The following is a 13,321-nucleotide window of genomic DNA, read 5'->3' on the forward strand; positions in this document are numbered from 1 at the left end:
TTGGGAAAAAAGAAGAGTTTAAGGAAATTTTGGCAATTTTAAGAAAGCAGAATCCTGATAGGATAAGGGTTCTGTGAAATTTGTCGTGTACAGAGATTATTTAATAACTTTATCTATGCTAAACTTCTTTGGTTAGTCAAATTTTAAACAGCTGAAAGCTATATTTGATGAGGTTTTAGCCAATTCAAAAATTAGATAAAACTATACTTTCGCAAGAGGTCTATTTACTATAGCCCCAAAATAAATAAAGCTGAATACCGAATCAAGCATTTAACTTCGTAAGCTATAATTTACGATGAGCATTTTAATACGTCTAAAAGGTTTTCTTCTACCATCACACTTCAACTATATTCTTATGCTTTCTGTACAAGACCATCCAAATGCAATATTACAACATTACATTAAATGGATAGGCTTTAAAATGAAAGTTTGTTCATCCCTCAAAAGTGCGAAACAACGTTGTAGCGACTGCCAAATTGTTAAACGTCATGGCAAGCTGTACGTGATCTGCAAATCAAATCCTCGCTTTAAGGCAAGACAAGGTTAATCCTTGCTTGCTTTACCAAAGGTTAAATAACACTTACATTCCCCTACTACACTTTCTTTATAAAATTTCATAACTTGGATAACAACATTTTAATAAGGTTGTATCAGGTATGCAGAAGTCAATTATTGCCATTTCTCTTACATCTATTTTTCTAGTGGCATGTAACAAAGCAGAAAAACCAAAAACTGAAGAACATACCCCTCCTGCAACAACAGAAGCTACTTCTGAAACTGTAATAGATAGTGAACATACAGCAGAAAACTCACAGGACTGGCATGGCACATATAAAGGTGTGCTCCCTTGTGCTGACTGTGAGGGTATTGAAACCAAGCTTGAGCTAAATCAGGATAAAACTTACGAGCTTAAAGAAACCTACCTTGGCAAAGGTGATGGCAAGGCATTTGAAACGAAAGGTAGCTTCCAGTTTGACAGTAACAATCGCTCTGTTATTGAGTTAGACAAGGCGGGTGATAGCCGTAAATATTTTGTTGCTGAGGGTTATCTTAAAGCCCTAGACCTTGAGGGCAATGAAATTACAGGTACCTTGGCAGACAGATATCAACTAAAAAAAGAGGCTGAATAATATCAAGTAGACTTCTAAAAACAATTATCTCACCAATAAAAAACCCTGCTTACGCAGGGTTTTTTTAAATCAATTCAAAGCTTAGTGAGCAGCGAACTGGTTCATTGTGTTTTTAGCATCATCGTGCGCTTTAAGAGCGTTGTCACCAGAGAAAATTTCTTTGTGATCATCACCGATGTCAGAACCCGCCATTGCTTGGTGTTTAACACAAGCGATACCACCACGGATTTCTTTACGTTGTACGCCAGCAACATAAGCCAACATACCTTCAGTACCGAAGTAACCTTGTGCAAGCTCATGTGTAGAAAGAGCAGCAGTGTGGTAAGTCGGAAGTGTGATCAAGTGATGGAACACACCAGCTTCACGAGAAGCATCTGCTTGGAATGTACGAATCTTAGCATCAGCATCAGCAGCTAATTCAGTCGCATCGTACTCAGCGCTCATTAATTTAGCACGGTCGTAAGCAGAAACGTCTTTACCTTCAGCAACCCAACGGTCGTAAGCTTGTTGACGGAAGTTTAACGTCCAGTTGAAAGATGGAGAGTTGTTATAAACAAGCTTAGCATTTGGAATCGTTTCTTTAACACGGTTAACCATGTGTGCGATTTCTTCTACGTTTGGAGTCGCAGTTTCGATCCAAAGAAGGTCAGCACCGTTCTGTAAGCTAGTTACACAGTCAAGTACAACGCGGTCAATTTGAGTGCCTTCACGGAACTGGTATAGACCAGAAGCAAGACGTTTAGGACGGTGAAGTTTACCATCACGCTTGATCAGGATTTCGTCTTCTTGAGCTTCTGAAATGTCGATTTCAGTTGTGTCTAAGTAGCTGATGTATTGAGAAGCGATGTCGCCTGGCTCTTTAACCACTGGGATTTTTTGAGTCAAGTCAGCGCCTTCAGAGTCAGTACGTGCAACGATGATACCATCGTCAAGACCCATTTCCAGGAATGCATAACGTAATGCATGGATTTTAGCAATGAAGTCTTCGTGCGGAACAGTTACTTTACCAGCTTGGTGACCACATTGTTTCGCATCAGAAACCTGGTTTTCGATTTGAAGCGCACAAGCACCAGCTTCGATCATTTTCTTAGCAAGTAAGTAAGTCGCTTCTTCGTTACCGAAACCAGCATCGATGTCAGCAATAATTGGCACAACGTGAGTTTGGAAACCATCGATTTGAGCAGTGATTTCAGCAGCTTTAGCAGTGTCACCAGCTTCTTGCGCTTTTTTCAATGCACGGAACAAATCGTTTAATTCTTTCGCATCAGCTTGACGTAAGAAAGTGTAGATTTCTTCGATCAAAGCAGGTACTGAAGTTTTTTCGTGCATAGATTGGTCAGGAAGTGGACCAAATTCTGAACGAAGCGCAGCAACCATCCAACCAGAAAGGTAGATGTAACGCTTAGAAGTTGTACCGAAGTATTTTTTGTTCGCAATCATTTTTTGTTGCGCGATAAAACCGTGCCAGCAACCTAATGATTGAGTGTATTTGCTAGAGTCAGCGTCGTATTCAGCCATATCTTTACGCATGATAGCAGCTGTGTATTTAGCGATATCTAAACCAGTTTTGAATTGGTTTTGCATTTGCATACGTGCAGCATCTTCTGGGCTAATATCGCGCCAAGTGTCGCCGAATTTTGCTTTTAATTCGCGGATTGCATCAATCGCTGTTAAATATGTAGACATGATATATTCCTTTAGAGGGATTGGCATCGAATGGACGCTGAAAATCATGCTTTTTTATAGCCGAGATTTCAAGCACTTCTTCAATATTTTGCACAGCTTAGTCTGTGGCAATCAATTTATCCAATATTATTGGGTAATTTTCGGTATTTTCTTATGAAATATAGCAATAAAAGTCATTTTATTTAGATTAAAAAACCAATTTAAACCATTGTTATTCATAATTTTTTAATAATTAAATTTTTTATGAAATTCTCTTTTTTCTTATATTTGACTTATTTAAATACAATTTTAGGACTTACCATACTCTCCAAAACTGACATTTTTTGCCATTTGTAGCACAGTCAGATAAATTTATCCCCATATGAAAGTGAAATTTTCTCATGGGAAAGTGACTTCCTGATTGGACTGATAGCCAAGGCTTTTTGTAGGATTAAGTTACACAAACAGCTTTAAATATGGCATAATTCAACATAATTTAACGATTTTATTTTCGGTATTTTTTTTATGAATCTGGAGCGGGTTGATCTCAATTTATTAATTTATCTTGATGTACTTCTTCGTGAAAAAAATGTCACACGCGCAGCGGAACAATTAGGTGTTACCCAACCTGCAATGAGTAATATTTTACGCCGTTTGCGTAACTTATTTAATGACCCTCTCCTCATACGATCTTCCGAAGGGATGACACCGACTGAACGGGCACTGGAACTGCAACCCCGTATTCGTGACGCACTATCAGACCTGTCCATGATTCTGGAACCTCGTACCGAGTTCAGACCCTATACCAGCAATCGCGTGTTCCGCATCATGACCTCCGATTATGCTGAAGCCACTTTGGTTCCCCGCCTTGTAAAAGCCTTGCGTTCTGAAGCGCCAAATGTTGTTTTGGACTTCCTAACTCCAAGTGACGTGTCCTACCGCGATATGGAACAAGGTAAGGTTGATCTGGCAATTAACCGTTTTAATGAAATTCCACAAAGCTTTCATCAGGTATTGGTTTGGCGTGACAGCTTTAGCTGTATTTTAAATGACAAGCACCCTGCTGTAACCCATCTTAATTTAAAAAGTTATTTAGACGCCCAGCATATCTGGGTATCCAAGACAGGTATGGGTGTTGGCTTTGGTGTCAACCCAGACAAACAGGCTGGTTTAGGCTGGATTGATCAGGCTTTGGAACGGATTGGTCAACGCCGTAAAATTTCGGTATTTACCCGTCATTATCAAATGCCTGCTCTTCTGGCACAGAATGTTGATTTAATTGCCACACTTCCAACACGTATGGCACGTCTACAGGCACAGAATCCAAAACTGATTATAAAGGATCCTCCATTTTATATTCCTGAATTTGAATTAAAGATGGCCTGGTGTCCTTTATTGCATCATCATCCAGCGCATCGCTGGTTAAGACAGTTAATCCTGTTTGTAGCACGGCAAATGATTGAAGAAGAAAATCGTGAATTTCTTTTAAATAATACGCAGTTTTCACAATATTAACATCTTGTTTTATTATAATGGTTAGCTTTCTACGAGTATGCTTGTTGAACGCTATTGTTACACTGAGGTAATGTTCTAATTACCTCACAACTTTTTTGTGTTAAAACATATTCACAATAATGATAAACCACAGGTGATGTGTGAGTCTCTTCCAAAATATTATTGTCATTATTCTGCTTATTTTTGCGGCGGGTTTTCTATCACTTACTGAAATTGCGCTTGCAGGTGCGCGAAAGGTTAAACTAAAGATTTTAGCGGAATCAGGTGAAATCCGTGCACAGAAAGTTCTGGACTTGCAGGAACAGTCTGCCGACTTCTTTGCCGCCTCTCAAATTGGTTTAAATGCGATTGCCATTTTAGGTGGTATTTTAGGTGAAGGGGCGTTTCGCCCCTATTTTGTGGAGTTTGTTGCACGGTTCTATACAGGACCCTGGCTGGAAACGATTGGTTTCGCCCTCTCCTTTACCTTGGTCACTTCGCTGTTTATCCTGTTTGCCGACCTCATGCCAAAACGTCTGGCGATGAATGCACCCGAAAAGATTTCGATTAGGGTGATTGAGCCAATTCAGATTTTCATCAAAATCTGTAAACCTCTGGCTTGGGGAATCAATGCGATTGCCAACCTGTTGTTCCGCCTATTTAAGGTAAATACCATACGTGATGACAATATCACCTTTGATGATATTTCAGCAGTTATGGATGCAGGTGCGCAGGCAGGCGTTCTACAAAAACAGGAACACCATTTTATTGAGAATGTGTTTGAGCTTGAGGAACGCACAGTTCCATCCAGTATGACCACACGTGAAAATGTGGTGTATTTTACCCTGAAAGAAAATGAAAACAGTATTCGGCAAAAACTGGCGGAATATCCTTATTCAAAATTCCTTGTCTGTAATGAACACATTGATCAGGTGATTGGCTATGTGGATGCCAAAGATATTCTGGTTCGGATTCTAAACAACCAGTCATTGCTTCAACTGAATGAATCAACCATCCGTACCGTCCTGATTATTCCTGACACCCTCACCCTGTCTGAACTGCTGGACCGTTTTCGTTCAACCAAAGAAAAATTTGCAGTCGTCATCAATGAATATGCGTTGGTGGTGGGTGTAATTACCCTCAGTGACATCATGATTACTGTGATGGGTGACTGGGTGACACCAATGGAAGAGGAACAGCAGATCATCAAACGGGACAACCATTCATGGTTTATTGATGGCAGCACGCCAATAGAAGATGTGAAACATGCGCTGGCGATTGAAGAGTTTCCAGAAAATGAAAACTACGAAACCATTGCGGGTTTTATCATGTATCGCTTGCGGAAGATTCCGCGTCCAGCCGATGCTGTAGAATATGCGGGTTTTAAGTTTGAAGTAGTAGATATTGATCATTATAAAATTGACCAACTGCTTGTGACTCAAATCATGCCGAATTTAGAAACAGAGTCACCCACACAGGAAAATTAATCCTAATAAACAGAAAGCCCATTTAGATGGGCTTTTTTCACTTTGCAATAAATCCAAATAACAAAGCGATAATGGTAAAGAGCAATACAAAGAATGTGATTCCACCACTATATTTTAATTTGCACCATACAATGAAATTAATTCATCGAGCATTGCCTGATAATGAATGGAAATATCTTCCGCCAGAACTTTGTAGGCATTGTCAAACTGAACCATCGGCCAGCCCTCTTTCCAGAATGGAAAAATATTGTGCAAATCATGCGTGACCATCGCGTCTTCACGGGCAATTGCCTGTGCGACCTGAGCCAAAACCTGGGCTGTTTCTGCGCCATCAATCGCCAGATAATCAATCCCACGCGCCTTTAAAATACGGATACGGTCTTTTTTATAACGGATTTTTTTGGCCTGACCTGAATTCAAACCCAACGCCAATGTCACCGCTTCCACAAACTTTTCTTCAAAACTGGTGTTTAGTGCCACCAACGCCTGTTTGTGCGCTTCCTGACGTCCAGCTTTTCCCCCATTACGGATCATCTCTTTGGCTTCTACATCAAGCTCATCTTTTTTCATCGACTGTAAAATGTCTAAAATTTCGATATCGCTTAAAGATTCAGCAGATTGCTCAATCATGGGAGTCCTTATATACAAACTTAAAGAAGTATTGTCTCATAAAAGCCATAGCAAAACAGAATAAAAAAAATATCAGCCCGATATATTTATCGCTATTTTAAATTAAATTGAAGAATCAAGAACCTTCAAAGATATAAATCTCGAATTTATAAAATAAAAAAGCCTGCATAAGCAGACTTTTACAAGTCAGTCCAAGCTATTAAAGACGAACCAATTCCACTACTTTTCCAGCAGCCTCTTCAACACTATCCGCTGTCACATCAGTATCTGTACCCTCTACAGTTGTCGTGATCACCACCACACCTGTTTCACGTAACAAATTGATTTGCTCAGCAGTCAAATTTGCTTTGGCAATTGCCACCACACCCTGTTGAATCAATAAACTTTCCAAAGTCTGAGCCTGTTCAATCAATTGCGCTGAAACACCAATCACCGCAGATTTTTGACCCAAACGTGCCGCACGATCCTCCGCAGTGACGGGATTGCTATGCGCCGTCCATTCAACTGCCGCTTCAACCATTCCTGCACCAACAGTAACGTTGCTTAAACGGTCAATAAAGATAAATGAACCTGTATAACGGCTGTCCTGATATTGATCAAACACCACTGGCGCATCAAATTCAATCACTACATCTGCAATCGCGTTCAGTTCAAGCTCTTCAACCTGAGTATGTTCAAGTGTATTGACATTCACACGGAAGTTAATTTCAGTCACTTTGGCAGGAACAGTCTGTGTACCAATCTTCACATTGTACAGTTTGCCTTTGACCAAAGGATGCTCAGTCATCCACACCACTGATGCGCGTACAGAACGTGAAATCAAGGGTTGTTCGCCAGCACGGACTAAAACGTTACCACGGGAAATATCAATTTCATCATTCAGCGTTAAGGTCACCGCCTGACCTGCGATGGCTTGCTCAATGTTGCCATCAAAGGTCACAATCTCTTTGACCGTTGATTTTTTACCTGATGGCAATGCAACAATCTCATCACCCACATTGATTTCGCCCAGCGCAATCGTTCCTGCAAAGCCACGGAAATCAAGGTTTGGACGGTTTACATACTGAACAGGGAAACGGAATTCTTTTTTATTTGAATCACGTTTAATTTCCACTGACTCAAGGATGTTCATCAAGGTTTGACCCTTGTACCACGGCGTGCTTGCTGATGGATTCACCACATTATCACCATTCAATGCCGAGATTGGCACGAATACAATATTTTCAGGGCGGCGATTACCTAACTGGCTGACAAAGGCATCATATTCAACCTGAATTTCGTTGAAACGTGCTTCAGAGAACTCAACCAAGTCCATTTTGTTGATCGCGACCACGATATTTTTAATACCAAGTAAACTTGCAATAAAAGTATGACGGCGAGTTTGGGTTTGCACACCATAACGTGCATCAATCAAAATGATGGCAAGATCAGCCGTTGAAGCACCTGTTGCCATGTTACGCGTATATTGTTCATGCCCTGGGGTGTCCGCAATGATGAACTTACGCTTTTCAGTAGAGAAGTAACGATAAGCCACATCAATGGTAATGCCCTGCTCACGTTCTGCCTGCAAACCATCGACAAGCAAGGCAAGGTCTGGTGCATCGCCTGTGGTACCCACTTTCTTACTGTCACGGGTCACTGCCTGCAATTGATCTTCATAAATCAATTTTGAATCGTAAAGCAAACGCCCAATTAAGGTACTTTTACCATCATCGACATTACCGCAAGTCAGGAAACGCAACAGGTCTTTTTGTTCATGCTGTTTTAAATATGCCAAGATATCCTGGCTAATCAAATCTGATTGGTGAGACATCGCTCAAACTCCACAATATTTTGAAATCGAATTTGCCAAGTAACTTAGAAATAGCCTTCCTGCTTTTTCTTTTCCATCGAGCCAGCCTCATCATGGTCAATCATACGACCCTGACGCTCTGAACTGGTGGCTAAAAGCATTTCCTGGATAATTTCTGGCAAGGTATCCGCTTCAGACTCAACCGCACCCGTTAATGGATAGCAGCCCAGCGTACGGAAACGTACCGATTTCATTTGTGGAACTTCGCCCTCTTTTAAACGCATACGTTCATCATCCACCATGATCAACGTGCCACTGCGCTCAACCACTGGACGAACCGCAGAGAAATAAAGAGGAACGATTTGAATATTTTCCAGATAGATATATTGCCAAATATCCAACTCAGTCCAGTTGGACAACGGGAATACACGAATACTTTCGCCTTTGTTCACTTTACCATTGTAAAGATTCCAAAGTTCTGGACGCTGGTTTTTCGGGTCCCAGCGGTGCTTGGTGTCACGGAACGAATAAACACGCTCTTTGGCACGTGATTTTTCTTCATCACGACGTGCGCCACCAAAAGCAGCATCAAACTGATATTTGTCCAGTGCCTGTTTTAAACCCTGAGTTTTCATGATGTCGGTATATTTTGAGCTGCCGTGGTCAAATGGGTTAATTCCTGCCTCACGCCCTTCCGCATTTTGATGCACGATCAGGTCAAAACCATGGGTTTTTGCCATGTTGTCACGAAATGCAATCATGTCCTTAAATTTCCAGCCCGTATCTACATGCAGTAGTGGGAATGGAAGCTTAGCTGGATAGAATGCCTTTAATGCCAAGTGCAGCATTACTGCCGAGTCTTTACCAATCGAATAGAGCATGACTGGATTTTCAAATTCAGCAGCCACTTCACGAATAATATGAATACTCTCAGCCTCAAGCTGCTTAAGGTGAGTAAGTCTATTATCAGTCATGAACACATCCCTCCTTATCCATGTTACCCATAAAATCTATAAGTGGTATTAAACCACCACTTGGAAGACCGTGTGGAGGAACGAGTGCCATAACAACTCCAATTTTTCGTGATATTAATATTCTGCCTAGCGGATAAATGATCACGCTAACAAAGGTTATCCATTATAATAATTTAGATTGAGTTCTTTAGCTTGTTTTTTCATATAAATATGCAAAATTATGATATGAAAATTATATTCAGAAATATAGATACAACCTATTTCACATGAATTTAAACAAAAAAGAAGCCCATGCAGGCTTCTTTCTGAGTTGGTTAATTTAGAAACCGAACATATTGCGTTCCAGTGGAATTTCAACTCCTACCGAAACACCACCATCACGGCCATTTAAATCAGAGTCGCTGACCCAGCCATTCACTTTCAGTGGAAGTGTCGGTTTTATATAGTGTGTCCAGGTGAGGTCCAGCCCCTTAATGCTATCTTCTTTTGGAAATGCCGCATTAATGGCTAAATTGGACTGGTTTACTTTGGCATATAAGGCACGCCCACTTAGGCGGTTCATCACATCAAAGCGAATGTCACCACCAACAGAGTACATCTGCCCATCACCACCAACTGCATGTCCTAATGGGAAACCATGCTGATAATAACCATCCGTATAGACATAATGGTTATATGACACGCCATCCACTTGACCATTGGTACGTGTATCTGCCCATTCTGCATAAAGCTGATATGGCATATTCTTATAGATTGAAGAGAAATCTGCACCTGCTAGATACATTTTTTTGGCTGGCAAGAATCCTGCTTCATCTTCACCAACATATTGTCCATAAATACCCACAGGTATTTGCAATAATGGATGCATATTTAGACGAAAATCCAGACCTGCAATCTGATTTGACTTATCATCATTTGCAGAATCAAAGTTGTCGTTTCCTTTAATTGCGTTCCATAAAGAATCCAGACTTTCTGGGCGTCCCTCACCACCCCATTGCAATATACGTGAACCACCAAGCTCCAGATAAGACAAAGGTTGTACAGTCAAGCGTAGACTAAGAAGTTTCGCACCTGGAATGGCTTTGTAATCGTCCAGTTGCCCTGCAAAGGCCTGATATTGCCAAGGACCAATCCATGATAGCCACTTTGTTTCAAAGGCATTCTGTACCGCACGCTGAGCGATTATCCCGTAAACAGGACGGCTGGCATCACCACGAATCAGGCTTCCATCATGTCCTGGCCCCCAGTAAGTTGGGACTTGCCCAGCAATCAACCATTGATTCCAGAGTTTGCCCGCAAGATAGGAACCCTCGACATTGGCATCATGTCCATTATCAATCAATGGATCTTTTTCGCCATTGATACGCAACTTGGCATCCCAGTTCTCACCGCCAGCATTAAACTCAGCCGCAACCTGATATTGTGATTTTTGATTATCGCCAAATGTTTGGGGAATGGTTGTTAAGTCAGTACCAGCATATAAACCAACCTTGGCTGGCCCATTATCTGCCTTTAGCGCATGAATGACTGAATTAACTACTTTTTGCTGGGTGTTATTACTGACTTTCGCCTGCGCCAAGGCACGTTGAATTTCATCACCACTTAATGGCCAGGTCGAAGTACTGATCTGGATGACACCCTGCTGGTTTAACCAGTTTAAATCGGTACGCAAATTTTCATCATTTAGCACTAAACCTTGAGCAAGGGTAATAGAAGAAAAACAGGAAAATACTGCTATAGACAGTGATTTTTTTAAAAACATGCCAGAAATATTCTCAGATATATTTATACAGGCCATCATCGTTTTTTTATCTGCACTTTTCAATCATTAAACGAAACAATTACATTTTTTAACATCCAAACAAAAAGGCCACTTTTAAAAGCGGCCTTTTCAAGTATTTATAGGATTAAAAAAATTAATCTTTACGACGCATATGTGGGAATAAAATCACGTCACGGATACTCGGCGCATCAGCAAACAGCATAACCAAACGGTCAATACCAATTCCCTCACCTGCGGTAGGAGGCAGACCATATTCAAGTGCTTCCACAAAATCGGCATCATAATGCATGGCTTCATCATCACCCGCGTCTTTTTCAGCCACCTGTGCCTGAAAACGTTCAGCCTGATCAATCGGGTCATTTAGCTCTGAGAAACCATTTGCCAACTCACGACCACCAATAAAGAACTCAAAACGGTCAGTAATGTGTGGATTATCATCATTACGGCGTGCAAGTGGTGATGTTTCCGCTGGATATTCAGTAATGAACGTTGGCTGACGTAGTTTGGTTTCCACTGTTTCTTCAAACACAATAGTCTGCAATTTACCTAAACCAAATCCTGGTTTCACTTGTTCCTTAAGCACTTCCTGCGTGAACTTTGCCAGGAACTCACGATCATTGACATTTTCAGGGGTAAAATCAGGATTATGCTCAAGAATCGCATCAAACATTGAGATTTTCCTGAATGGACCTTTAAAGCTAAATACTTCGCCTTGATATGGCACATCAGTCGTACCCAGAATATCAAGGGCCAGCTTTTCAAGCATATTTTCAGTCAATGCCATCAGGTCTTTATAGTCAGCATAAGCCTGATAGAACTCAATCATGGTGAATTCAGGGTTGTGGCGTGTTGAAACTCCCTCATTACGGAAGTTACGGTTAATTTCAAACACACGCTCGAAACCACCCACCACCAAACGCTTTAAGTAAAGCTCTGGTGCAATACGCAGGAATAACGGCATATCCAAAGCATTATGATGCGTTTCAAATGGACGAGCTGATGCACCGCCTGGAATCACATGCATCATTGGGGTTTCAACTTCCATGAAACGTTCATTACTTAAGAACGCACGAATCCCCGCCACAACCTTGGCACGGATTTCAAATGTCTTACGGGTTTCTTCGTTGACGATCAGGTCTAAATAACGTTTACGATATTTCGCTTCGGTATCGGTTAAACCGTGAAATTTATCTGGTAGTGGACGAAGTGACTTGGTCAACAATTCAAACTGTTCAAGGTGTACATATAAATCACCTTTACCAGAACGGCCTATATAGCCTTCAGCCGCGATAATATCACCGAGGTCCAGACTTTTGATTGTTTCCAAAGTTTCAGCTGCTAAACCTTTACGGTCAACATAAAGCTGGATACGACCCGTCATGTCCTGAATCACAATGAATGATCCACGGTTCAGCATGACACGACCCGCAACCTTTACATAGACTTTTTCAGCACTTTCAATCTGTGCCTTGTCCTGTTCCTTAAACTGTTCTTGCAGGTCAGCAGTATAATGCTCACGCTTAAATGTATTCGGCCAAGGACTTTTGCCTGTTTCCTTTGCCGTATCCTGAATTTGTTTTAATTTGGCATGACGCTGTGCGATTAAATCGTTTTCAGAAAGTGTTTGTTCAGAAGTCGATTGAGCGTTTTGCTGCGTCATCTCTGCCTCGGGCTAAGTAAAAATGAAGTAGCATAGAATAGCAGATCATGAGACGTTTTCGTATTATTTCAACTGAACAATTCAAAAAATGAATATTTATCAATTTTAAATAGAATCGCCGTTTGATTAAGCCCTATCTATTACGCAACTTTTTAGTTATTTTTCCGCCAGATGTTTAGCCATTGCAAGTCCTTGATCAAAGCGTTTATTCATAAACTTGATATATTCGGGCTTTTTTATTACACAAGCCATTATATTTTTCCAAAAATTAGAGTAATTGCTCAAACAACAAGACTTTCAGATAAATTTGCCATTCCACTTTTTGTATAAATCATTAAACTCTTGCATTTACTTTACTTAAATGTTGTTGTGCGTAAAAATCTAACTCCCGATCAACACAAGTTAGTTCATTGCAGCGATCGTAGCGACATTATGGAATAGTTTTACTGAAAGGCAACTTGAGCATACCTATCAGTTTGGAGAGTCACATGAAAAAATATCAATGTATCGTCTGTGGATGGATTTACGACGAAGCTGAAGGCTGGCCACAAGACGGCATTGCCGCAGGTACCAAATGGGAAGATATCCCAGATGACTGGACTTGCCCAGATTGCGGCGTTTCAAAAGCTGATTTTGAGATGGTTGAAATCTAAATGAATTAAAAAAGACCATGACATGAGCATGGTCTTTTTTTCCTGTAATGTGT

At 40.8% G+C, this 13,321-nt stretch carries 12 protein-coding genes; 5 read left to right on the forward strand and 7 right to left on the reverse strand.

What is annotated here, in order from left to right:
• The first annotated feature begins 421 nt into the window (after window positions 1-421).
• The gene (gene ykgO, locus F988_RS14370; RefSeq protein WP_010589329.1) at window positions 422-547 is read left to right on the forward strand and encodes a type B 50S ribosomal protein L36; all 126 of its coding nucleotides are present in this window, start codon (window positions 422-424) and stop codon (window positions 545-547) included.
• 109 nt (window positions 548-656) lie between these two features.
• Window positions 657-1,130 (forward strand): copper resistance protein NlpE, encoded by a 474-nt coding sequence (locus tag F988_RS03710; RefSeq protein WP_004681135.1) that lies wholly within the window; start codon window positions 657-659, stop codon window positions 1,128-1,130.
• Between the two features lie 81 nt (window positions 1,131-1,211).
• Here F988_RS03710 and F988_RS03715 read toward each other — a convergent pair whose 3' ends face one another.
• Window positions 1,212-2,816: an isocitrate lyase gene (locus tag F988_RS03715; protein ID WP_004681136.1), complete on the reverse strand. Its 1,605-nt coding sequence runs from the start codon at window positions 2,814-2,816 to the stop codon at window positions 1,212-1,214.
• A gap of 504 nt (window positions 2,817-3,320) precedes the next feature.
• Between F988_RS03715 and F988_RS03720 the strand changes: the two genes are divergently transcribed.
• Together F988_RS03720 and F988_RS03725 are read left to right on the forward strand one after the other, a co-directional pair.
• Window positions 3,321-4,310: a LysR family transcriptional regulator gene (locus F988_RS03720; protein WP_004677989.1), complete on the forward strand. Its 990-nt coding sequence runs from the start codon at window positions 3,321-3,323 to the stop codon at window positions 4,308-4,310.
• Window positions 4,311-4,450: 140 nt separating this feature from the next.
• Window positions 4,451-5,776, forward strand: coding sequence for a polyamine export protein PaeA (locus tag F988_RS03725; RefSeq protein ID WP_004681137.1), 1,326 nt, complete (start codon window positions 4,451-4,453; stop codon window positions 5,774-5,776).
• Window positions 5,777-5,890: 114 nt separating this feature from the next.
• Here the strand turns inward: F988_RS03725 and F988_RS03730 are convergent, their stop codons facing one another.
• The 6 genes from F988_RS03730 to lysS all read right to left on the reverse strand — a co-directional run bounded on the left by F988_RS03730 (window position 5,891) and on the right by lysS (window position 12,615).
• Window positions 5,891-6,406: a hypothetical protein gene (locus tag F988_RS03730; RefSeq protein ID WP_004681139.1), complete on the reverse strand. Its 516-nt coding sequence runs from the start codon at window positions 6,404-6,406 to the stop codon at window positions 5,891-5,893.
• A gap of 199 nt (window positions 6,407-6,605) precedes the next feature.
• Window positions 6,606-8,219 carry a sulfate adenylyltransferase subunit CysN gene (gene cysN / locus F988_RS03735; protein WP_004681141.1) on the reverse strand — a complete coding sequence of 538 codons (1,614 nt, stop codon included), beginning with the start codon at window positions 8,217-8,219 and terminating at the stop codon, window positions 6,606-6,608.
• Between the two features lie 44 nt (window positions 8,220-8,263).
• Complete coding sequence (gene cysD, locus F988_RS03740) at window positions 8,264-9,172, reverse strand: sulfate adenylyltransferase subunit CysD (RefSeq protein ID WP_004681142.1); 909 nt, start codon at window positions 9,170-9,172, stop codon at window positions 8,264-8,266.
• A complete protein-coding gene (locus tag F988_RS15000) occupies window positions 9,165-9,263 on the reverse strand; it encodes a hypothetical protein (protein WP_004677999.1) in 99 nt (32 codons plus the stop codon). The genes cysD and F988_RS15000 overlap by 8 nt, the downstream gene beginning before the upstream one ends.
• A 228-nt stretch (window positions 9,264-9,491) precedes the next feature.
• Window positions 9,492-10,934: a capsule assembly Wzi family protein gene (locus F988_RS03745; protein ID WP_004681143.1), complete on the reverse strand. Its 1,443-nt coding sequence runs from the start codon at window positions 10,932-10,934 to the stop codon at window positions 9,492-9,494.
• A gap of 154 nt (window positions 10,935-11,088) precedes the next feature.
• The gene (lysS, locus tag F988_RS03750) at window positions 11,089-12,615 is read right to left on the reverse strand and encodes a lysine--tRNA ligase (protein ID WP_004681145.1); all 1,527 of its coding nucleotides are present in this window, start codon (window positions 12,613-12,615) and stop codon (window positions 11,089-11,091) included.
• Window positions 12,616-13,103: 488 nt separating this feature from the next.
• Between lysS and rubA the strand changes: the two genes are divergently transcribed.
• The gene (rubA, locus tag F988_RS03755) at window positions 13,104-13,268 is read left to right on the forward strand and encodes a rubredoxin RubA (RefSeq protein WP_004678010.1); all 165 of its coding nucleotides are present in this window, start codon (window positions 13,104-13,106) and stop codon (window positions 13,266-13,268) included.
• Window positions 13,269-13,321: the final 53 nt, after the last annotated feature.

This window comes from Acinetobacter parvus DSM 16617 = CIP 108168 (assembly GCF_000368025.1).
Classification (GTDB): domain Bacteria; phylum Pseudomonadota; class Gammaproteobacteria; order Pseudomonadales; family Moraxellaceae; genus Acinetobacter; species Acinetobacter parvus.